Annotated in this window: 24 protein-coding genes; 12 read left to right on the forward strand and 12 right to left on the reverse strand. The window is 61.1% G+C overall.

Translation table 11 applies throughout. The annotated features are described in order from the left end of the window. Position 1: 1 nt before the first annotated feature. On the reverse strand, positions 2-2,053 hold the full coding sequence (locus ACST81_RS11200) for an ATP-binding protein (protein ID WP_438747626.1): 2,052 nt from the start codon (positions 2,051-2,053) through the stop codon (positions 2-4). A 324-nt stretch (positions 2,054-2,377) separates the two neighbouring features. Here ACST81_RS11200 and ACST81_RS11205 point away from each other — a divergent pair, with 324 nt between their 5' ends. After that, positions 2,378-4,195, forward strand: coding sequence for an acetolactate synthase 3 large subunit (locus ACST81_RS11205; protein ID WP_438747628.1), 1,818 nt, complete (start codon positions 2,378-2,380; stop codon positions 4,193-4,195). Positions 4,196-4,217: 22 nt separating this feature from the next. Next, complete coding sequence (gene ilvN, locus ACST81_RS11210) at positions 4,218-4,790, forward strand: acetolactate synthase small subunit (protein ID WP_112407525.1); 573 nt, start codon at positions 4,218-4,220, stop codon at positions 4,788-4,790. 50 nt (positions 4,791-4,840) lie between these two features. On the opposite strand, the gene ACST81_RS11215 is transcribed toward ilvN, so the two are convergent. Further along, positions 4,841-5,686, reverse strand: coding sequence for an aldo/keto reductase (locus tag ACST81_RS11215; protein ID WP_438747631.1), 846 nt, complete (start codon positions 5,684-5,686; stop codon positions 4,841-4,843). Between the two features lie 192 nt (positions 5,687-5,878). Here ACST81_RS11215 and ACST81_RS11220 point away from each other — a divergent pair, with 192 nt between their 5' ends. Genes ACST81_RS11220 through ACST81_RS11235 form a run of 4 tightly spaced genes read left to right on the forward strand, consistent with a single transcriptional unit; the run spans position 5,879 to position 8,141 of the window. Next, positions 5,879-6,472 carry a LysE family translocator gene (locus ACST81_RS11220; protein WP_438747632.1) on the forward strand — a complete coding sequence of 198 codons (594 nt, stop codon included), beginning with the start codon at positions 5,879-5,881 and terminating at the stop codon, positions 6,470-6,472. A gap of 16 nt (positions 6,473-6,488) precedes the next feature. After that, positions 6,489-7,127 carry a nitrile hydratase subunit alpha gene (nthA, locus tag ACST81_RS11225; RefSeq protein ID WP_438747634.1) on the forward strand — a complete coding sequence of 213 codons (639 nt, stop codon included), beginning with the start codon at positions 6,489-6,491 and terminating at the stop codon, positions 7,125-7,127. Next, positions 7,124-7,783, forward strand: coding sequence for a nitrile hydratase subunit beta (gene nthB / locus ACST81_RS11230; RefSeq protein WP_438747636.1), 660 nt, complete (start codon positions 7,124-7,126; stop codon positions 7,781-7,783). Before nthA ends, nthB begins: the two co-directional genes overlap by 4 nt. After that, positions 7,752-8,141: a nitrile hydratase accessory protein gene (locus tag ACST81_RS11235; protein ID WP_438747639.1), complete on the forward strand. Its 390-nt coding sequence runs from the start codon at positions 7,752-7,754 to the stop codon at positions 8,139-8,141. Before nthB ends, ACST81_RS11235 begins: the two co-directional genes overlap by 32 nt. Before the next feature lie 132 nt (positions 8,142-8,273). Here the strand turns inward: ACST81_RS11235 and ACST81_RS11240 are convergent, their stop codons facing one another. The 5 genes from ACST81_RS11240 to ACST81_RS11260 form a co-directional block, all read right to left on the reverse strand. Beyond that, complete coding sequence (locus ACST81_RS11240; protein WP_438747641.1) at positions 8,274-8,435, reverse strand: hypothetical protein; 162 nt, start codon at positions 8,433-8,435, stop codon at positions 8,274-8,276. A gap of 10 nt (positions 8,436-8,445) precedes the next feature. Beyond that, entirely contained in the window at positions 8,446-9,237 is a 792-nt protein-coding gene (locus ACST81_RS11245; RefSeq protein ID WP_438747642.1) for an anti-sigma factor family protein, read from the reverse strand. Further along, the gene (locus ACST81_RS11250) at positions 9,234-9,788 is read right to left on the reverse strand and encodes an RNA polymerase sigma factor (protein ID WP_438747645.1); all 555 of its coding nucleotides are present in this window, start codon (positions 9,786-9,788) and stop codon (positions 9,234-9,236) included. The genes ACST81_RS11245 and ACST81_RS11250 overlap by 4 nt, the downstream gene beginning before the upstream one ends. Next, positions 9,772-10,146: a COG4315 family predicted lipoprotein gene (locus tag ACST81_RS11255; protein ID WP_438747646.1), complete on the reverse strand. Its 375-nt coding sequence runs from the start codon at positions 10,144-10,146 to the stop codon at positions 9,772-9,774. The genes ACST81_RS11250 and ACST81_RS11255 overlap by 17 nt, the downstream gene beginning before the upstream one ends. A gap of 95 nt (positions 10,147-10,241) precedes the next feature. Further along, complete coding sequence (locus ACST81_RS11260) at positions 10,242-11,342, reverse strand: AbrB family transcriptional regulator (protein WP_438747648.1); 1,101 nt, start codon at positions 11,340-11,342, stop codon at positions 10,242-10,244. Positions 11,343-11,553: 211 nt separating this feature from the next. Between ACST81_RS11260 and ACST81_RS11265 the strand changes: the two genes are divergently transcribed. Continuing rightward, positions 11,554-12,684: an ATP-dependent DNA helicase gene (locus ACST81_RS11265; protein ID WP_438747649.1), complete on the forward strand. Its 1,131-nt coding sequence runs from the start codon at positions 11,554-11,556 to the stop codon at positions 12,682-12,684. Here ACST81_RS11265 and ACST81_RS11270 read toward each other — a convergent pair. Both ACST81_RS11270 and ACST81_RS11275 read right to left on the reverse strand, forming a co-directional pair. Continuing rightward, a complete protein-coding gene (locus tag ACST81_RS11270) occupies positions 12,681-13,364 on the reverse strand; it encodes a MerR family transcriptional regulator (protein ID WP_438747652.1) in 684 nt (227 codons plus the stop codon). The two genes, ACST81_RS11265 and ACST81_RS11270, sit on opposite strands and share 4 nt — an antisense overlap. A 351-nt stretch (positions 13,365-13,715) precedes the next feature. Next, on the reverse strand, positions 13,716-14,831 hold the full coding sequence (locus ACST81_RS11275) for a hypothetical protein (protein ID WP_438747655.1): 1,116 nt from the start codon (positions 14,829-14,831) through the stop codon (positions 13,716-13,718). A gap of 370 nt (positions 14,832-15,201) precedes the next feature. Between ACST81_RS11275 and ACST81_RS11280 the strand changes: the two genes are divergently transcribed. Both ACST81_RS11280 and ACST81_RS11285 read left to right on the forward strand, forming a co-directional pair. Continuing rightward, positions 15,202-15,954, forward strand: coding sequence for a pyridoxine 5'-phosphate synthase (locus tag ACST81_RS11280; RefSeq protein ID WP_438747658.1), 753 nt, complete (start codon positions 15,202-15,204; stop codon positions 15,952-15,954). A gap of 273 nt (positions 15,955-16,227) precedes the next feature. Further along, complete coding sequence (locus ACST81_RS11285; protein WP_438747661.1) at positions 16,228-16,455, forward strand: hypothetical protein; 228 nt, start codon at positions 16,228-16,230, stop codon at positions 16,453-16,455. Positions 16,456-16,458: 3 nt separating this feature from the next. Here the strand turns inward: ACST81_RS11285 and ACST81_RS11290 are convergent, their stop codons facing one another. Both ACST81_RS11290 and ACST81_RS11295 read right to left on the reverse strand, forming a co-directional pair. Next, the gene (locus ACST81_RS11290; protein WP_438747663.1) at positions 16,459-16,737 is read right to left on the reverse strand and encodes a hypothetical protein; all 279 of its coding nucleotides are present in this window, start codon (positions 16,735-16,737) and stop codon (positions 16,459-16,461) included. Positions 16,738-17,096: 359 nt separating this feature from the next. Further along, positions 17,097-17,984 carry an NmrA family NAD(P)-binding protein gene (locus ACST81_RS11295; protein WP_438747665.1) on the reverse strand — a complete coding sequence of 296 codons (888 nt, stop codon included), beginning with the start codon at positions 17,982-17,984 and terminating at the stop codon, positions 17,097-17,099. A gap of 157 nt (positions 17,985-18,141) precedes the next feature. Between ACST81_RS11295 and ACST81_RS11300 the strand changes: the two genes are divergently transcribed. Then, positions 18,142-18,546 (forward strand): winged helix-turn-helix transcriptional regulator, encoded by a 405-nt coding sequence (locus tag ACST81_RS11300; RefSeq protein ID WP_438747668.1) that lies wholly within the window; start codon positions 18,142-18,144, stop codon positions 18,544-18,546. A gap of 84 nt (positions 18,547-18,630) precedes the next feature. Further along, positions 18,631-19,875, forward strand: a complete 1,245-nt coding sequence (locus ACST81_RS11305; RefSeq protein ID WP_438747671.1) for an FAD-dependent oxidoreductase — start codon at positions 18,631-18,633, stop codon at positions 19,873-19,875. Between the two features lie 250 nt (positions 19,876-20,125). On the opposite strand, the gene ACST81_RS11310 is transcribed toward ACST81_RS11305, so the two are convergent. Continuing rightward, positions 20,126-20,842 carry an aspartate/glutamate racemase family protein gene (locus ACST81_RS11310; RefSeq protein ID WP_438747674.1) on the reverse strand — a complete coding sequence of 239 codons (717 nt, stop codon included), beginning with the start codon at positions 20,840-20,842 and terminating at the stop codon, positions 20,126-20,128. Between the two features lie 166 nt (positions 20,843-21,008). On the opposite strand from ACST81_RS11310, the gene ACST81_RS11315 reads away from it, so the two are divergent. Beyond that, positions 21,009-21,473: an Lrp/AsnC family transcriptional regulator gene (locus ACST81_RS11315; RefSeq protein ID WP_113564332.1), complete on the forward strand. Its 465-nt coding sequence runs from the start codon at positions 21,009-21,011 to the stop codon at positions 21,471-21,473. The last annotated feature ends 22 nt before the right edge of the window (positions 21,474-21,495 follow it).

The raw sequence follows: 21,495 nt of genomic DNA on the forward strand, positions 1-21,495 counted from the left end.
GCTATTTCCGGATGATGCTGCTCAGCGGCTTTTTCAGCAGGCTTTCGCGCAGCGATGGCCGCGGTTGGTCGGATGACGGCTGGGCAAAGCTCGGTGTCGGACGCAGAGGTTGGCGATAGGGATCGGCTGCCGGTTGCGGCGCCGGATCGTCCGAAAGCAGTTGGTTGCGGATCTGGTTGAACCGCTCGAGCTGTGGATTGGGCGGTTCGGCACGCGGCAGCATGGTCGGATTGTACGGCTCGGGAGCGCACGCCTCGATCTCGCGCCGGGCGACCGGCGTTGTTTCGACGAAACCGTTGTTATCGGCATACTCGTCTTCTGCCGGTGATTGGTACGAACTGCTGGTTCCGGTTGAGGCGGCATACGCCTGCTGGAAGCCGGAAATATCGGGCCCGTTCATGGCACGCATGCGAGCGACGACGTTGCGCAGATCGACCGTATCCGGTGTCTCGTCGGTGATCTTGACAGCGACACCGTTGGCCTTCGGCAGGTTCTTTTCATCGACACGGGTAAAGCGCATGCGCATGGGAACAGCGACGGCTTCACCGAAGGCGATGGCTTCTCCATTGCCGATCGAGGAAATGAAGCTGGTCGTCGAGATCGACGAATTGGGGATCGCCGAGCGGATGATTTCCTGGTCGCGGTCGTTGGACAAGCGCATGGCGAACACGGTCGAGCACTGCGACAGGATCGTCGGATCGAGTTCACCCGGACGCTGGGTGATGATCCCGAGCGACACGCCGTATTTACGGCCTTCCTTGGCGATGCGGGCAATCGCCTGTCGCGTCGGGACGAAGCCGAGGCTGGCATCGGCCGGAACGTAACGGTGCGCTTCCTCGCAGACGACCAGCATGTGAACGCCGCCATTGCTCCACAAGCCGATTTCAAAGGCCATGCGGCAAAGGACCGAGGCGACCGAATTGACGACCTCGGAAGGTATGCCGGCCAGTTGAAAGGTCGTCACCGGCTTGCCATCACCGGGAATGCGGAAGATCTTGGCGATCGTCTCGAGGATCGTGTCGGTAATCGTGTTCGAGGAGAACATGAAGGTGTAGCGCGGATCGTTGATCGCGCCGATGACCTTGACTTTGAGCGAGCGCAGATGCGGCTTGTCGGTACGACCTTCGAGCCGGCCGATGCGCTCGTCGATCAGCGCCAGGAGATCGGCCATGCGGTAAGGCACCGGCGTGTCGGCGGTCATCGAGCTTTTTTCGCTGGTCCGGCGGGCAAGGCTCGAATCCGATCCCTTGAAGGCGCGCTTGGCTTCCGGAATGACGTCGCGCAGAATGTCCAGTTCTTCCGGCACCGGCGGCCGGCCGCGGAAGATCACCTCGGCGAATTCTTCCAGCTTCATCAGCCAGAAGGGCAGGTCGAGATTGTCGGTATCGATGACGACGGCGAGATCCGGAAAGGCGGCGGCAAATTCGTTGTGCGGATCGAGAATCAGCACGCGCAGCTTAGGGTCAGAGATGATGGCCTTGCGCAGGAGCAGGGCGACGGCGGTCGACTTGCCGACGCCGGTCGTGCCGACAATGGCGAAATGCTTCGACAGCATCGAGGGGACATGGATCAACGCATCAAGGGTGTCATCCTGTGTCAGCTTGCCGATGACGCAGGATTCGGATTTGCCGGTGTCGTAGATGCGCGCAAGGTCGGCGGCGCGGATGCGATGGGCGATAGCGCCGAGATGCGGATAGGCGCTGATACCGGCGGAGAACTCCTCGCGGCCGGACAAGCCGACATGGACCTCACCCATCAATTCCACTTCGATGCGGAAGACGTTGTCGATTTCCTCGCCCCATTCATTGGTGGCGGTCTGCATGGAATAGACGAGGGCGACGACACGGTTCTCGCCGACAGTGATCGAGATCAGCCGGCCAACGGACCAGAGTTCGCTCAGTGTCGTCTCGCCTTTTTCGGCGATCGCGGCGATCGTCGCGCGCGAACCGCTGCACGCGACAACGCGCCCGAGGAAGCGGTTACCCCTTTTCAGGGTGTCACGCCGCTCCTGCTCGCCCGCGCTGATCGATGAATGTAGATCGCTATTGAGCAATATGAAACCTCAAGTCCAGAAACCGCACAGTATCGGAAGGGATTTAATAAGTAGTTTCTAGGGGTTGGAGGGTCATGTGCCGTTTTGGACCCGTCCCGGTTGTTTTCCGAAAAGCGTTGACGGGGCAGGGATTTGTCGATAACACTCCCGATCATGATACAGATCGTAGCAATTCTTGTGGTGGGACGGCGCATGGGCAGGATGGTGTAACCATCCGGCGATAGCCACCCATGCGCGAAACACGAGGCCCTAACGGGGCCTTTTTTTATGCCTTCAAACACGATAATCACAGCCAAACTCAGAAACATGGACGGAAACAGGCCAATGAGCGGCACAGACAACCAGACGCAGGGCAACCAGACGCAGGGCAACCAGGATAATCGCATGACCGGGGCGGAGATTGTTCTTCAGGCATTGAGGGACAATGGCGTGGAGCACATCTTCGGTTATCCAGGCGGCGCCGTCCTGCCGATCTATGACGAAATCTTCCAGCAGGACGATATCCAGCACATCCTCGTTCGCCACGAGCAGGGCGCCGGCCACATGGCCGAAGGTTATGCCCGCTCGACCGGCAAGGTTGGCGTTTTGCTGGTCACCTCCGGCCCCGGCGCCACCAATGCTGTTACGCCGCTGCAAGATGCGCTGATGGACTCGATCCCGCTGGTCTGCCTGACCGGCCAGGTTCCGACATCGCTGATCGGCTCCGACGCTTTCCAGGAATGCGACACTGTCGGTATCACGCGGCCGTGCACCAAGCACAACTGGCTGGTCAAGGACGTCAACGAACTGGCCGGCATCATCCATGAAGCCTTCCGTATCGCCCAGTCCGGTCGTCCGGGTCCGGTCGTTGTCGATATCCCGAAGGATGTCCAGTTCGCCACCGGCACCTATACGCCTCCGTCCGTCGCTCCGGTCCAGGCGAGCTACCAGCCGAAGCTCCAGGGCGACGCCCGGCGGATCGCCGAAGCCGTCGAAATGATGAAGTCCGCTCGCCGGCCGGTCATCTATTCCGGTGGTGGCGTCATCAATTCCGGCCCGGAATCCTCGCAGTTGCTGCGCGAACTGGTCGAACTGACCAATTTCCCGATCACCTCGACCCTGATGGGGCTCGGCGCCTATCCGGCCTCCGGCAAGAACTGGTTGGGCATGCTGGGGATGCACGGCACCTACGAAGCCAACATGGCGATGCATGACTGCGACGTCATGGTCTGCATCGGCGCCCGCTTCGACGACCGCATCACCGGCCGCCTCAACGCCTTTTCGCCCAACTCCAAAAAGATCCACATCGATATCGATCCGTCCTCGATCAACAAGACCGTTCGCGTCGATGTTCCGATCATCGGCGATGTCGGCAATGTTCTCGAGGACATGGTTCGTCAGTGGCGGGCGTCGGCCAAGGACATCGACAAGAACCGGCTTGCCGATTGGTGGGAAGGCATTGTCCGGTGGCGCGGCCGCAATTCGCTCGCCTACAAGATGAACGACGACGTCATCATGCCGCAATATGCCATCCAGCGTCTCTACGAGCTGACCAAGCATCGCGACACCTACATCACCACGGAAGTCGGCCAGCACCAGATGTGGGCTGCCCAGTTCTATGGTTTCGAACACCCAAACCGCTGGATGACCTCGGGCGGTCTCGGCACGATGGGATACGGCTTCCCGGCCGCGATCGGCGTCCAGGTCGCCCATCCCGACAGCCTGGTCATCGATATCGCCGGCGATGCGTCAATCCAGATGTGCATCCAGGAAATGTCCTGCGCCGTGCAGCATAACCTGCCGGTCAAGATCTTCATCCTCAACAACCAGTATATGGGCATGGTCCGCCAGTGGCAGCAGCTGCTGCACGGCAACCGCCTGTCCAACTCCTACACCGAGGCCATGCCCGACTTCGTCAAGCTGGCCGAAGCCTATGGCGGTGTCGGCATCCGCTGCGACAAGCCGGACGATCTGGATGCGGCGATTCAAGCGATGATCGACAGCCCGGCGCCGGTGATCTTCGATTGCCGCGTCGCCAATCTCGCCAACTGCTTCCCGATGATCCCGTCGGGCAAGGCGCATAACGAGATGCTGTTGCCGGACGAAGCCACGGATGAAGCGGTCGCCAACGCGATCGACGCCAAGGGCCGCGCGCTGGTTTGATGAGATAGAAAGAGCAAAGACAATGAACGCACATCTTCAGCCGACCGGCTCCGCCTATTTCATCGCCAAGGAAACCGAGAAGGCGGAAAACCATACGCTTTCGGTTCTCGTCGACAACGAACCGGGCGTTCTCGCCCGGGTCATCGGCCTGTTTTCCGGCCGTGGCTACAACATCGAGAGCCTGACCGTCTCGGAAACCGAGCACCAGTCGCACCTCTCCCGCATCACCATCGTGACGCGCGGCACGCCGCATGTGCTGGAGCAGATCAAGGCGCAGCTGGAACGCATCGTTCCGGTTCACCGCGTCGTCGACCTGACGGTCCGCGCCGCCGAACTCGGTCATGACCGGCCGATCGAGCGCGAGGTGGCGCTGGTCAAGGTCAACGGGCAGGGCGAGAGCCGGGCGGAAACGCTGCGCCTCGCCGACGCTTTCCACGCCAAGGTGATCGACGCGACGCTGGAGCATTTCATCCTGGAAATCACCGGCAAGTCGTCCAAGATCGACCAATTCATCGCCATCATGAAGCCGCTCGGCGTCATCGAAGTCTGCCGCACCGGCATCGCGGCGATGAATCGCGGCCCGCAGGGGATGTAAGACAAAAGGGGCGCCTCAAGCGCCCCTTTCCAATTGTGAAGGCGATCGTCTCAGATCATCTCCAGAGGCATCTTGCTCACCGGTGGCGGGAATGTCCGGTCGAGAATCGCTAGGTCATCCTTGGTCAGGTGAACTTCCACCGCCGCCCGGTTTTCGCGGACGCGTTCAGGCATGCCGGTCTTGGGGATGACGATGACGCCGGGATTGCGAAGAAGAAAGGCGAGCGCCACCTGGGCGACGGTGGCCTGATGTGCCTTGGCGATATGCACCAGTTCCGGACGGCGCAGCAGGCGGCCTTCGTCGAGCGGCGAATAGGCCATGACTGGGATGCCGCTCTTCCGGCTGTCCTTCAGGAGATCATATTCGATGCCGCGGCGGTTGAGGTTGTAGAGCACCTGATTGGTGGCGACGTTTTTGCCGCCGGGCACATTGCGTAGTTCATCCATGTCGTCTGAATCGAAATTGGACACGCCCCAGGCGCCGATCTTGCCGGTTTGTTTCAGTGTCTCGAAGGCTTCAACGCTTTCGCTGAGCGGATAACGGCCGCGCCAATGGAGCAGATAGAGGTCGATCTGTTCGACGCCGAGCCGCTTCAGGCTGGCTTCGCAGGCCCGAACGGTACCCTCGCGGCTGGCGTTGGAAGGAAGGACCTTGCTGACGAGGAAGGCGTCGTCACGACGTCCCCGGATCGCTTCGGCGACCACGCGCTCGGCGCCTCCGTCAGCGTACATTTCGGCTGTATCAATCAGCGTCATGCCGAGATCCAACCCGTGCCGCAGGCTCTTGGCCTCATCAGTGGCGGTTTTCCTGTTCTCGCCCATATGCCATGTGCCTTGGCCGATGACCGGGACTGTCCTGCCGTCTGGAAACGCGGTCGTGGGAATGGCATCTGGCATGGGATCCTCTCTTGTCGGCATGACTGCCGATCCGTCCTATGGATGGTCGATGTCTCATTTAAGGCGTATCGTTCCGAGGCAAAGGGCAGCGCATGGAAAAACAATGCGCAAGGCTTCTTGTCACCCTGACAAGTTTCGGGTGGTTTGCGCCGATAGGTCAACTAAACTGACCTAAAATATCGGGAGGATTCCATGCAGGTCGACACGTTTTTCGCGTTGTTTCTGTTCGCGTTCACGACGTCGATCACGCCGGGACCGAACAATATGATGCTGTTCGCATCGGGCGTGAATTTCGGCTTTACCCGGACCATCCCGCATATGATCGGCATCGGCGCGGGGTTCCTGACGCTGCTGATTGCCGTCGGCCTTGGACTCGGCGCCATCCTGCATTCCGTGCCGTTGCTGTACACGGCGCTGAAGTTCGCCGGCGGTGCCTACCTGATCTGGATCGCCTGGAAGATCGGGACGTCGCGCAGCCTGTCGGATGGACAGACCGGCACGGCGCCGATGACATTCCTGCAGGCGGCAGCCTTTCAGTGGATCAATCCCAAGGCCTGGGTCATGGCGGTGACGGCGATGGCGACCTATACGAGCGAGCAGTCTTATCTGTTCAGCGTCATGATCGTCGGCATCATTTTTGCCATTGTCAACGTGCCGAGCGTGTCGACATGGGCCGGGTTCGGGTCGGCGCTACGGCAGTGGCTTTCGCATCCGGTGCGGCTGAAATGGTTTAATATTACGATGGCCGTCTTGCTGGTTCTCAGTCTTTGGCCGATGCTGAAATGAATGAGGGATCTACACCATGACGTCTCACGACCATGACCACCATGATGATCACCACCACCACGACAATCATTTCTCCGACATGCAAGCGCGGGTGAAGGCGCTAGAAACCGTTTTGACCCAGAAGGGGTTGATCGATCCCGCCGCCATCGATGCGATCGTCGAGACCTACGAGACCAAGATCGGCCCGCGCAATGGTGCTGTCGTCGTTGCCAAGGCCTGGAGCGAGCCGGATTTTGCCGATTGGCTGCGGCGCGATGCAACTGCTGCCATCGCCAGCCTCGGTTATATGGGCCGGCAGGGCGAGCATATGCGCGCCGTCTTCAACACGCCGGAGACACACAATCTCGTCGTCTGCACGCTCTGCTCTTGCTATCCTTGGGCGGTTCTCGGCCTGCCGCCGGTCTGGTACAAGGCGCCGCCTTATCGTTCGCGGGCGGTGATCGATCCGCGCGGTGTGCTGGCCGAGTTCGGGCTGACGCTGCCGGACGGCAGGAAGATCCGTGTCTGGGATTCGACGGCGGAACTGCGCTACATTGTTATTCCTGAACGTCCGGTCGGGACGGATGGTCTCGACCAAGGCGCGCTGGCTAAGTTGGTCACACGTGATTCCATGATCGGCACGGGCCTGGCGAAATCCTTGGCAGGTGCGGTATGAACGGTGCGCAGGACCTTGGCGGACAGCATGGCATGGGACCAGTCGCGCCGGAAAAGGATGAACCCTATTTCCATGCCGAATGGGAAAAGCGGGCGCTCGGCCTGACGCTCTCCTGCGGAGCCTTTGGCGCCTGGACGATCGATGAAAGCCGGCATGCGCGCGAAAGCTTACCCCCGGCAACATACCTTTCCGCCAGTTACTACGAAATCTGGATGCGGGCGCTGGAAACCCTGTTGAAACGCCATGGTTTCGTGTCGGACGCGGAGCTTGCCGCCGGGCAGATGCTGGAGAAGGACGCGGAGCCGAAGCGTATCCTGAAGGCCGACATGGTGCCGGCGGTCCTGGCCAAGGGCGGTCCGTGCGATCGTCCCGTTCCAGATGGCCCGGTCTTTGCCGTCGGGCAAAGGGTGCGCACCAAAAACTTCAACCCGGAAAGCCATACGCGGCTGCCGCGCTACGCCCGGGCCAAGACCGGTGTCATCGAGGCCGTGCAGGGTTCCTTCGTGTTTCCGGACGATAACGCCCATGGCAAGGGCGAAAATCCGCAATGGGTCTATACCATCGTGTTCGATGCACCGGAAATCTGGGGCGAGGGCGCCGATCCGACCCTGACCGTCTCGATCGATGCCTGGGAGAGCTACCTTGAACGCGCATGAGCCTTCTTCACTGCTGGCGGGATCGCCGGGGCTGCCGAAATCGAACGAAGGCGATCCGGTGTTTGCCGAACCGTGGCAGGCGGAAGCCTTTGCCATGACCGTTCGCCTGCACGAGAAGGGCGTGTTTTCCTGGAGCGAATGGGCCGAGGCCCTGTCGCATGAACTGGTCAAGCCCGGCCGCCGGGATGACGCCGGTGATTATTTCGACTGCTGGGTGGCGGCCCTGTCGCGGCTCGTGACGGAACTGTCGATCACGTCGGCCGATACGCTCGACAGCCTGACGCGGAGCTGGCAGCGGGCGGCGGAAGCGACGCCGCATGGGCAGCCGATCAGGCTGGAAAACGATCCAACTCGATGACGTCAGCGCCGGCGCGTCATCGCACTGGCCCCGAAGCCCGGCTAATTGACGAAGAAGCACCCCACTCTCCGTTATCCTCGCCCTCGTGGCGGGGATACAGCGACCCGACGTCCGTCGGGTCAAAAGACTCTTTCAGCTCAATGACTTGATCTGGCTGGATTCCTGTGGCGGCACAGGAATGAGGGAGGTTGTGGTGGCCGCAGGATGTTTCAGCCGACCTTCAAGGATGCCAGAAAGTACTTTGTTGGCAGTCTGTGCGGGCGCATCGCTGCGCCAGCCGGTCGGTTCGGGCATGTTCGGGTGCTCAACTCTCGAACTGGCGATAACATTCCTCGGCGATTGCCTGCAGTTCGGCGCGGCTGAGTTCGGCAGTCACGGCATAACCGATCGAGCCGTCGATCCAGTAGAAGGTTTCCACGGTCCCTGAGGATTCGAAGCGGAAGCTGGTTTCGGCATTTTCCGGATTTTTTCCGAGCAGCATGGTCAGCCGCTTTCCGGCTGCGTTTTCATACATCAGCATGGCGCCCGCCTTGCCGTTGACCGGTACCAGCCGGCCGCCCACAAGCGAATAGCCCTTAGGCCGAAGATCGGGAGCGACGAGCTTGTAGTCGAGGCGCTTTCCGAGCCAGGTCACCAGATGCTCCTGCTGGTCGGCGCCGACCTCGACCGGATGGCGCTTTTCGCTGGTATAGATGAGAAAAGCGGATTTCGACTGGGCCGGCAGGCTTTCGAGCGCGGAGGCCGTTTCGACCGAAAGAGTGCCGCCCAGGAACCTGTCGGCATAGATACCGGCGGCGGCACCCGACAGGAAGAGGACCAGTGACGCGGCGAGCAGAGCCACCTTGCGCCACGGCGTATTTTGGGTAAGCGAGGGGACGGGGCGCACCATCGTCTCGTCGAATTCATTCGACCGGGCGTAACTGGAAAAGGCTGCCTTGAGGTTCGCCGCCTGCGCCTGCCATGCGGCGACGTCCGCGGCTTCCTGCGGATGGTCCGTCAGAAAGGCCTCGACCGCGCGCCGGTGGTCTTCGTCAAGGAAGCCATCGACATAGGCATGCAGGTCGTCTTCGGTGACCGGTGGTCGTTCGTCTGTCATTTCGGTCTCCGCAGCGTAACGATGTTGTTCTGCGCCAGCTGTGATGCCATCTGGCGGCGCGCCCGCGACAGGCGCGACATGACGGTGCCGATCGGGATCGACATCATGTCGGCGACATCCTGGTATCCATATCCTTCGACCACGACGAGCATCAGCACGGTGCGGTGATCAGCCGAGAGCGCGTTGAGCGCCTGCTGCAGCCGTGTCTTTTCCAAAGGGTCGCCGGAGACGTCCTCGGCTGCCAGGCCGAGGGCATCGTCGAGTTCGACGGACGGGTGCTGGCTGGTGCGGCGATGCCGGTCGCGATAAAGATTGGTCATGATCGTGAAGGCCCAGGCGCGCAGGTTGATGCCGCGCCATTGGCTGCGCCGGACCAGAACTTTCTCGACGCAGTCCTGCAACAGGTCTTCGCCATCGGAATCGGATCTGGCGAGGCTGCGGGAATAGCGTCGCAGCGACGGCACGAGCGTCAGGACCTCGGTTTCGAACGTGTCCGCGGAAGGGGGAACTGCCCCCTTCGCGCGAAGACCGTCATCAGGGACGTGCGGCATCCCAGACCTTTCCGACGCCGTCACCGGTGGCGTCGCCCTGCTTGGTGTCCTTGACCCAGAAATAGAGCGGCATGCCTTTCAGAGCCCATTGCTTCTTGCCGTCCTTGCGCTCGACCAGCGTATAGTCGCCATCGGCGGTCGCGTCGTCGGCGGCCAGATAGGGCGGCCATTTCACGGCGCAGTCATCATAGCAATTGGACTTGCCGGATTCATCCTTCTTGAAGGTGTAGAGCGTCATGCCCTTTTCGTCGGCAATCACCTTGCCCTTGTCGGTATCGACAGTCTGGACGACCGGAGCGGCGAAGGCCGAGGCGGCGGATAGCGTGCAAAATGCGGTCACGAGCGGCAATAGTCTCATCTTGCGTCTCCTCTCTCGATGTTGGGAACCGCTTCGTTGGCGGTTCGGAGTTAAGACCGATGGAGACGGCAACTTATTCCCTGACCACCGAAAACTTATCGGCGGGAAACCGTTTTCGATGCGACGAAGCGGGCAAGCGAGGGGCCGACGGCCATTACCATCAGCAGCCGCGCGGTCTGCAGGGCCATGACGAAGGGCACGTCTACATTGCTTGAGGCGGCGATGATGGCGATCGAATCCATGCCGCCGGGGCTGGTGGCGAGATAGGCCGTCAGCGGATCGATGCCGAGCGTTCTCACCAGAACGAAGGCGAGCAGGCCGGAGAAGCTCATCAGGACAAGGATGGAAATGACCGTCGGCACGAGGGCGCGGCGGGCATGGGCAAGGATCGGGCGGGTGAAGCCGAGGCCGATATTCCAGCCGAGCAGTGCATAGCTGATGGCGAGCAGCCATTCGGGGATTTCTATCACGAGCATTCCCGTGACACTGAGAACGGAGCCGAGCAGGAAGGGCACGAGGAAGACGCCGGCGGGAACGCGCAGCCATTTGCCGAGACAGCCGCCAACGAGGACGACGGCGAGCGTTTCCAGGAACGGGACGACATGGATCGGGCCGAACCAGACGATGGCCGGCCCCGCCCCATCGATGCCGGCCCAGTAGCGCGCCACCAGCGAGGCGGCGGCCGCGACGAAGACCACGCGCAGATATTGCATGAAAGCGACGAGCCGCGTGTCGGCGCCATAGGCGTCGGCCATGACCAGCATGCTGGTGGCGGCCCCCGCCGACGAGCCCCAGATCGCCGTCGTGCCCGGCAGAATGTTGAGCCGGCTGATCGTGTAGCCGCTCAGCGTGCTCATGGCGATGACCGAGAAGACGATGGCGAGAAACAACGGCCAATTGCCGAAGAAGGTCACGAGGATGCCGGGGCTGATCGTCTCGGCGATCATCGTTCCGATCAGCGCCTGGGCGCCGAGAAAGGGCATGCGGGGCAGCCGGATCGTGCCGCCATTCATGCCGACGACGGCGCCGGCGACCATCGGCCCCATCAGAAGCGCCGCCGGAATGCCGGTGAGTTCAAGGAGAGCGGCGAGGATTAGCGACAGAAGAAGCAGACCGGCCCATTGCATGACGGGATGCCAACGCCCGACACCCGTGGCCACGGGTGCGGGCGGCTCTTCGGAATGTTCGGGCGTCACGACATAACTTTCGGATTGCGGATAAGCGCCTAGGAGGCGGCTGGCGGCGTTTTATCATGAGTATGAGCCCCGTGATACGCGCGTCGTGTGGCGGTTTCTTGCCGTTTCCGGCGGATCGTGGCTGAAGACCGGAGTGAGGAAAGCCGGGACGATCGCGCCGTTGCGGTCGCAGAGCGCGACAGGTCAGCGCGAATCGGGCAATAGAACAAACATGGAATTCGCACCGCAACAGGATGAGGCCCTCAAGGCCGTTTCGCGCTGGTTGAAGGAAGGGCGGTCGCCGCTGTTCCGGCTGTTCGGTTATGCCGGCACCGGCAAGACGACGCTGGCCCGCCATTTCGCCGAGCACGTGGATGGCGACGTGCTGTTTGCGGCCTTCACCGGCAAGGCGGCGCAGGTGCTGCGCTCCAAGGGGGCGAGCAACGCCAAGACCATCCATTCGCTGATCTACCGGCCGCGTGGCGAGGAGGAGGTGTCCGACGAGGAAACCGGCAAGACCTCGATCGCGCCGATGTTTTCGATCAACCGCCAGTCGCCCGTCGCCAAGGCGGCGCTGATCATCATCGACGAATGTTCGATGGTGGACGAGGCGCTCGGCCGCGACCTGATGAGCTTCGGCACGCCGATCCTGGTGCTGGGCGATCCCGGCCAGCTGCCGCCGGTTTCGGGCGGCGGATATTTCACCAATGAAGAGCCGGACTACCTGCTGACGGACATTCACCGCCAGGCCCGCGACAATCCGATCATCCAGCTCGCCATGCATGTGCGCGAGGGCAAGGAGATCATGCACGGTGACTACGGTTCGACGGCAAGGGTGATCTCGAAGAACGAAGTGACGCAGAGCCTGGTGCTGGAGGCCGACCAGGTGCTAGTCGGAACCAACAAGACGCGGCGGCGCTACAACATGCGGCTTCGTGAGCTGAAAGGCTTTAGCACCGATTATCCGCAGTCCGGCGACAAGCTTGTCTGCCTACGCAACGACCCGGCCAAGGGCCTGCTCAACGGCTCGCTCTGGCAGGTGATGACGTCGTCGAAGGAAACGGTGAAGCCCGGCATCAACCTGATGATCCGGCCGGAAGACGACGACATGGACCGCGGCGCGGCGAAGATCAAGCTGTTGAAGCAGGCCTTCGAGGATGTCGAGGGCGAGATCCCCTGGACGACGCGCAAGCGTTACGACGAGTTCGACTATGGCTATGCGCTGACCGTGCACAAAGCGCAGGGTTCGCAGTGGAACGATGTCGTGCTGTTCGACGAAAGCTGGGCCTTCCGCGATACCCGCGAACGCTGGCTTTATACCGCGATCACCCGCGCGGCGGAAACGCTGACCATCGTGCGTTAGTCGGCGGAGATGAAACCCATCAGAACGGCCTTGGCGACGGCCTGGAAGCGGTTGTGACCGTTGAACTTCCGGACGATATCGGATTCCAGCGTCAAAACGGCCGTCAAATCCATGTCCATCATCATGGCGATACGATTGGCCGGATAACCCTCGGCCATGAAGCCGAGGCATTTCGTTTCGATCGGTGAAAGGTGGATGGGCTGCAGGATCGAACGATTCTGCGCGTCGCCGTCGGCCGCCGATTCCAGCAATTCGCTGATCCGCTGCATCTGCCGTCTCAGGATCGATTGCTGGGCAGCGAGTTCGCGCTTGCGCGCATGCAGCGCGGTTTCGAATATCTGCGCCGCATCCTGCGGGCTTGTCGCAGCAGTCAGGGCTTCCATCAGGTCCTGGATATCGGCGATCGGCATGTCGATCTCGCGACAGGCATTGATGATCGTCATCCGGCGAATGTCCTCAACGCCATAGACGCGCATCGGACCCATGCGCTCGGCGGAGAGAAGCCCCTTTTCCTCGTAGAAATGCAGGGTGCGGTGCGTAACGCCGAAAGCATCCGCCATGTCGGCGATCCCGACCTGATTGTCCGGAATGGTGCCGGGCAGCGGTAGATGGGGCAGGAAGCCGGCAACCGCCGAACGTGCGCCTGATGCTGCCGATGTTGTCTTGAACTGTTCTGGCATGCTGTGTAATTGCCCTCGCTGCTTACGCCAGCGGGAGAAATATCCTGAAGACCGTCACAGGCCGCTCACGCAAAAACAGCGCTGCCTCATGTCTTGGGTTGCTCCTCGATGTCATGCACGTCATTCGAACAGGAATGGATACGCGTTACCATTGTGCTTGCCTGATGAGCGACCAGGCTTTTCTCCCAATTGCACCATCACGGTACACGTCAGGCGAGAAAATGGATAGTTAGTAACATTAGGGATAAAATCAGCGGGTTTTGATCGAATTTGCGCGTTGCCGATGGGGAAGTGCCATTTTTGATGACACTTTCTGACGGTTTCGAGCGGTTCACCCAAAAATGGTCTGTCTCAGCGGATGAGCGTTATCGGCAGCGCGCCAGCGCTGATCACGAATTTCAGCTTCTGGCGGTGATCGCCGGAAAGTTTCTCCTGGCAGTCCTTTGCTTCCTGAAACGCCTCGCGGGTCTGCAGGTGCCGGTAGCTGTCCGTCATCACCATGCATTTCATCAGCGGACTGTCGGTTTCCTCAGCACTTGCATAGGTGAAGATATGGCCCTGTGACGACAGGGTCTGGGACGCGATCGCGAGGCTTTCGTACAGGATGTCCGCCTCGTCTGCCAACTGCGCGTCCTCGATGAAAGTCTCGTGGACGACGTCGGAGGTGGCATCATTGGTGATGAGCACCCGCAAGCCAGACGGAGACTTCTGCGGAGAGACTTCGATCGTAAAGGCCAGCGGGTCGGCGGTCTTCGCGGGCGATTTCTGCCAAAGCACGGTGGCGGGAACCGGCGCGATCGTACGGTAGTGGGACGCGGCATTGCGCAACGCGTCGGCAAATCGGCCGGCCGTGCTGGTGCGCGGCCATTGCGCCCGCACCGTGATCCTCGGCAGGTCACCGGCAAACCTGCGCTCCAGCACGACGTCATGCAGGCGTGACTGCATGGGAATGTTGACGCTGAGCGCCGGCGACGACAAGGGCAGGAAGACCAGGAGCGGCAGTGCAGACAGGACGGCGATCGGCGAGGACAGGGGTGCCGGCAGCCAGGACAGGCGGCGGCTTAGCGGTTTCCGCGCGGTATAGGCAGAAGCCGGCGGTGAAGCCGATGAAGCGGGCGCAACCTGCTGGCTCCGGTATTCCGGAACATAGGTGCCCTTGGGAATATCGATCCGCCAGGGATCGCCGGCTCCTTCGCCGGCATAATAGGCGGTCAGCAGCTTGCGCAGCTTGCCGGCATGGACACGTACCAGCGGATCGCTATCAGCATTGAAGGCTTGCGGCCGGTCGAAGACGTCGATACCGATCGTATAGCCCTTCAACTGGTGGCCCGTTCCCTCCATCTCCTTTTCGACGACATATTTCAGGAAAGCACGCAGCCGCTCGGAGCGCGCGAAGAGCGCGCTCGACAGCACGGCATCAAGGGCCCGCTGGATGGTTTCATCGTTGGGCCGGATGGTCTGCTTCAACGCTTCTTCCTCTCCGGAAAGCAGACCAACGCCACCGTCCCTTGGTCGAGGGCGGTCGTCGATTCGGTCGGGTCGAGGCAAAAACGAGCGTTCATCGGTTCCGGTTTGCTTGGTTTCGTGGGGTTCGAGCAATGTAGCTCACCAGATGGGTGTACATTGTTCCTGCTTGAATATTCATTAAAGCTGACTTTTGCGGCTTTGTCAGGCCTGCTGACCCTTAAACTTGAGGTTTGGCTGAAATAAGCCCGTCGGGCAACTTTCCGGTTTATTGTCTCGGTTACGCTTTCATCCGGCGCGATTGATTGCGGGTGGTCGAGGGAACCGCTAGAAAGAACGCCAAATGACGGTCGGATTGGTGGAAAGTGCTGAAATGCCTGCGAAACTCTCGGTAAACCTGAATGCGATTGCCATGCTGAGGAATCGGCGCGACCTTCCCTGGCCGTCCGTGACGGGCTTAGGCGAAATTGCATTGAAGGCGGGGGCGAGCGGCCTGACGGTGCATCCGCGGCCCGACCAGCGGCATATCCGCTTCTCCGATCTGGCGCCGATTCGCGCGCTGATCGACGATCTCTACCCGAAGGCCGAGTTCAACATGGAAGGCTTTCCGAACGAGGAGTTCCTGAACCTCGTCGAACAGCACCAGCCGGAACAGGTGACGCTGGTGCCGGACGATCCCGCTCAGGCAACTTCGGACCATGGCTGGGATTTCCGTAATAACCACAACCTGCTCGGCAATGTCGTCGGCCGGCTGAAGAAGAAGGGTTTTCGCGTTTCGCTGTTTGCTGACGGCGATCCGAATCGCGAGGCGCTGACCATTGCCAAGGAAACCGGTGCCGACCGGATCGAGCTTTACACCGGCCCCTATGGCGGCTGCTACGACGATGCCGCGCGCGGCGCCGTGCTGCTGGAGGAACTCGGGCGAACGGCTGATCTGGCCGGAGAACTCGGTCTCGAGGTCAATGCCGGTCATGACCTGACCGTCGCCAACCTGCCGCCGCTCGCCGCCCGCATTTCCAATCTCGCCGAGGTTTCGATTGGTCATGGCCTGACGGCCGATGCGCTGGAATATGGCATGGCGGAAACCGTTCGCCGCTTCTGCCGCGCCTGCGGGCAGGATGTTTGAAGGGGCCATTGGTTAGGCTGTAAGGGCCGGTCAACCAGGGCTTCAGGTTACTGACAACCTCCAAAGTTAATCGCTTGACGAGGTCGCTCCCCATTCTCCATCATTCCTGTGCTCGTCACAGGTGAGAGAGGCTTTACGTCGAACACAGGTTGGCCAGCGGCGCGATAAGTTGCGATATCGGAATATATCCGGGATCTCCTGATTTGACCGCGATTGGTCGGTGAATTTCGATTTATGGAGTGATACGGTCGTGGCGATCGTTGGGAGACCGCCATGAAGTTATTGATTGCCGTAGCCTGCATCTCTGTCATTGCCTTGACGGTGTACGTCATCGGTGGCGACTACATCACCTGGATGGCACAATCCGACGCAGACATGGATCGTCAATGCAGGCAAATTGCTTCCGAGTCCGACACTGTTGATCCCTCGACAATGACGGAAGAAGAGAAGCGGGAGGCGTTGGATTTGGCCCAACGATGCATAGCCTGGCTGAAAAGCTGATCGCTACTTATAGACCGGCAATCCTTCGACCTGATCCGCGTCGCAGTCAAACAGGATGTTTGTGCATCCGTTGGACGTAGCGAATTGCATGACCGCGGATAGATCGGCGGGAATCGTGCCATCGTTCTCGTCGTGGGCGTAGACGAACCAACCATAGTCAGCATAAGGGCCGCCAACAAAAGACCATTGGGAAAAGGGCCTGTTATTCAGCGGGTCGGCGGTTTCCCAGGATACGTGGTATGTTCCCAGCACAAAGATGGTGCGCTTTTCGAGTTCAGCCATTGGCTAGGCCCTCCACCTTGGCGACTGCCACCTACGCGATTTCCCGCCAATTACCGTACCATTCGACCATGTCGTCGCCGTTGATGGGTTCATTGCTATCCCAGTCTGGCCAATCCTCGATTGGCCGCCTCAGCGCGGTCATGACATCGGGGAGAGCGGCGATACGTTGAAATTCTGCGCGTCGATCTTATTGCCGGGGCCGACTTTCTCGGAAGCTTGTTCTTTCACGCGACGGACGTCGCGTGACTGGATCCCCGCCACGAGGGCGAGGATGAGGGAGGATGGAGATGCCACATTCTCAAGCAATACCTTTGAGGAGGCGGTTTGAGGCCCGTGTTTTTTACGGAGCCCTTTCCGCCTCAGCCGGCGAGAGCGGCCTTGTTGGCCGTCAGAAAGTCGCCCAGCGTTGTCAGCGGCGCGCCGGACAGGGCCTTTGCATCGCCGGTGACGAGATCGATATGGCCTTCGCGTGTGTTGGTATCGAAGGAGACGACTAAGGGGATCAGCAAGCCGGGGACGCCGGCTGCCTGCAATCCGCTTGCCAACTGCTCGTCGGTCACGTGCACGACATCAAGGGGCTTGCCGGTCGCGACCGAAACCAGCGCGGCGATTTCGTCCGTCGTGTGGGTCGTCTCGCCGGTCAGCGTATAGGTCCGGCTGTCGGTCGAGCCGGAAGCAAGCGCCGCGGCGATCGCCTTGGCGATATCGGCGCGGGCGATATGGGCGAGCTTGCCCTGGCCCGAAGCGCTGTACCACTTGCCTTCGGAGAGGGCATGCGGCAGGGCCATGAACAGGTTTTCCATATACCAGCCGTTGCGCAGGATCGTGTAGGGGATGCCGGTTGCCTTGATGGCGTTTTCGGTGCCGAGATGATCCGGCGCGAAGGGAATGACCGAGGTTTCCGGGTTCGGCATGGAGGTGTAGAGGATATGCTTGGCGCCGACCTGCTTGGCGGCTGCCACTGCGGCAAGATGCTGGCGCAGGCGCTTGCCCGGCTCGTCCAGCGCATCGGTAGAAATAATCAGGATACGGTCGGCGCCCCCAAAGGCGGCTTGGAGCGAAGCGGCATCGTCGAAGCTGGCCGAGCGGGTCTGCACGCCCTTGGCGGCGGAAGCCGCGAGCTTGCTCGCGTCGCGGCTGGTGGCGATGATGCTGGACGGGGCGACCTTGCCAGACGCGAGGAGTTCGTCGAGCACGAGGCTACCGAGCTTGCCGGTGGCGCCGGTGACGAGAAGAGTTTCGGACATGACTGTTCCTTTGGTTGTCGAACGGCGCCGGTTGTTGCCGGAGCATCCGTCTTGAGATATGGTCTCAAAAAGAGAGCTTCTCTTATTTCGTTATCCCCTGACGAATGTAAAGGAGGCAGTTTTTAATGCGGTGGTTACCTGAAGGATACCAAGGCCCATGAACAAGATGACCGGCAAGATCAAAGGCGAGCAGGCGATCGTCGTGATGGGAATGGTGTTTTCGCGCGAGAATTGCCCGGTGCGCGATGTCATCGACAATATCGGCGGCAAGTGGAACACGCTGATCATTCTGGGGCTGGCCGAAGGGCCGATGCGCTTTTCGGCACTGCGGCGCTTTATCCCGGATATTTCCCAGCGCATGCTGACCCAGACGCTGCGCGACCTGCAGCGCGATGGCTATATCGGCCGCGAGGTGTTTCCGACGCAGCCGCCGAGCGTCGAATACAGCCTGACGCCGCTCGGGCAATCATTCCTCGTTCTGGTGCGAGGACTGGTGGACTGGTCGCTGATCCATCACGACCAGATCAAGGCCGCGCGCGCTTCTTACGATGCGGCCGCGTGACGATCGGTCGTAGGGCTGCATGGCTGGACGCCATGCGGTGACGGCTGTTACTGATGCCGGCGGGAATCAATCCGGAACGCATCAATGAAGCAGCTGAAGATCGGCGTCGCGGGTGCCGGGCCGGCAGGACTGGCGGTGGCGCTTTTCCTGTCGCGTGCCGGTCATTCGGTCGAAATCCTCGAACGTTTCGATACGCCGGCGCCGGTTGGTTCCGGCCTGCTGATGCAGCCGACGGGATTGACCGTACTTGCCGCGCTCGGCCTGTCAGATACCATTCATCGGCTCGGCAATCGCATCGACCGGCTGCATGGCGCGGACGCCGTCAGCGGCCGGACGGTCCTTGACGTCCGCTATGACGCCGGCAGCGGCGGGCGCTATGGTCTCGCGGTCCAGCGGGCGGCGCTTTTCAATACGCTGCACGACGCGGTGATCGCCGACGGGCTTCCGATCCGCACCGGTGTGATGCTCGCCAGCGCCGAGATGCTGCGTGAGCGCACCGTTCTCAAGGACGCCGACGGCGCCGAAATCGGCGATTACGATCTGGTGATCGATGCGACAGGCGCACGCTCCGCCCTGGTCGCGACATCCACGGCCGCGCCCAGTGTCCGGGACCTGACCTATGGCGCCTTCTGGGCAACGCTGGACGGGGCGGGCGCCGTCTATGACCGCAACGCCCTGTCGCAGCGTTATGACAAGGCGAAGGTGATGATCGGCCTTCTGCCGGCGGGGCGGGCGATGCCGGAAGACAAGGAGCAAGTGGCGTTCTTCTGGAGCCTGAAGGTCGCCGATGTCGAGGCTGTGAAAACTGCGGGACTGGACCGCTGGAAATCCGTCATTCGTGGCTATTGGCCGGATTGTCTGCCCTTTCTCGACCAGATCGAGGATTGGGACCAACTGACGCTTGCCCGCTATGCTCATAGGACAGCACGGCCGCCTTTCGCCGGCCGGCTCGTCTTCATCGGCGACAGCGCCCATTCGACCAGTCCGCAACTCGGCCAGGGCGCCAACATGGCGCTGCTCGATGCCGCGGTGCTGAGCCACGCTTTGGCGACATCGTCCGACATTCCCTCGGCGCTGTCAGCCTATGCCGCAGCCCGGCGCAACCATGTGCGGCTGTTCCAGTTCCTGTCGCTGGCGTTTACCCCCTTTTACCAATCGGATTCCCGCGCGATCGCCTGGGTGCGCGACCGCGTGGTGTCGACGATCGCCAGGGTGCCGCCGATGCCCGGACTTCTCGCATCCATCGTTGCCGGCACGCTGATTGATCCTTTTAAAGGTACTGGTCTCCAGGAATGCGATTGGCGTCCGAGCATCTTTCAAGCTGCCTGAACCTCCGGAAGCGTCAGATCCAGCGCCCAGATATGGCCGACCAGATCCTTGCCGAAGGCATGATGTGGCTCTCTCTTCTCCAGCGTGAAGCCGGCGGCAGCGTAGATCCGGCGCGCTCGGCAAAAGCGATTCACTCATCGATCAGCCGCGTGTCGAGGCCTTGGCCGCGCGCGGCGCTGTCGATATGCAGGAGACGCAGTTTTGCCGTCTCTTTCGCATCTTGACGAAGAAGATGCTGCCGAGCAGCCGATCAGGCCGCGCGGGATTCCAGTTTGGCGGCACCGAGCGCGAACTCGATGGCCGCATTGGCATGGATGGCGGTCGAATCGAAGCCCGGCAGCGGCAGGTTGGCGGGATCGAGGATCAGGCAGATTTCGGTGCAGCCGAGAATGATCGCATCCGCGCCTTCAGCCTTTGCCCGCTCGATGACGCCCATCAGGGCCGTGCGTGAACTGTCGAGGATAATGCCGGCGCAAAGTTCGTTGAAGATGATGTCGTGGACAAGCGTACGGTCTTCGGCGCCGGGAACCATGACATCGACGCCATCGGCGGCCATGCGGTTGACGTAGAAGCCGTGCTCCATCGTGTAACGCGTGGCCAGGAGCAGCGGCCGCTTGATGCCGGCCGCCTTCATGCTCGCCGCCGTCTCGTCGATGATGTTGATCAGCGGCACGGAAATCGCGGCCTGAACCTCGTCGGCGATCAGGTGCATGGTGTTGGTGCAGATCAAAACGCAGGCAGCACCAGCGGCCTGAAGGCCCTGCGCGACCTCGGACAGCCGCTTGGCGGCATCGTCCCAGCGTCCGGCCTTCTGCATGTCGACGATCGTCTGGAAATCAACGGAATGCAGCATGACTTCGGCGGAATGCAGGCGGCCGAGACGCGAGCGGACGGCCTCGTTGATCATCCGGTAATAGACCGCCGAACTTTCAAAACTCATTCCACCGATCAGGCCGATCTTGCGCATTATCTGGGCTCCGCTCCGTTGTTCGATAAGGATTGTCGCCGGGATACCGCTGAAAGTGTTCGCTTTGTTTCGTGACATTTGGCACATCGTCGCGTATTTTTTGCGAGATATGAGGCGGAGGCGCAAATTTTTATCGCTTCGCTCAAGACTCTCACGGAGGCAAGGCGTGCTGGACGAAAGAGACCGCAAGATTCTGTCGTTGCTGCAGGAGGATGCGAGCTTGTCGGTGAGCGACCTCGCCGAGAAGGTCAGCCTGTCGATTTCGGCCTGCTCGCGCCGGATCCAGCGGTTGGAGGAAACCGGCTATGTCGCCCGCCGCATCGCCGTGCTCGATCGCGAGCGGATGGGCGTGCCGACCACGGTGTTCGCCCTGATCAAGACGGCCCACCACGCCGACGACTGGATCGATACGTTCCGCAAGGTGATCAGTGACATCCCCGAAATCGTCGAGGCCCATAGGCTGACCGGCAATTACGACTATATCCTCAAAGTGGTGCTGCCGCGTGTCGAGCAATATGACGTCATCTACAAGCAGATCGTCCGCAAGGTCGAACTGTTCGACGTTTCCGCCTCGATTTCGATGGAAATCCTCAAGAGCGGCATGGCGGTGCCGGTTGGATATGCGACGTGAAACGCCGGTGTCTGTGAAACGA

It is taken from the genome of Pararhizobium sp. O133, from assembly GCF_051669845.1.
In the GTDB taxonomy this organism is placed as follows: Bacteria; Pseudomonadota; Alphaproteobacteria; order Rhizobiales; family Rhizobiaceae; genus Pararhizobium.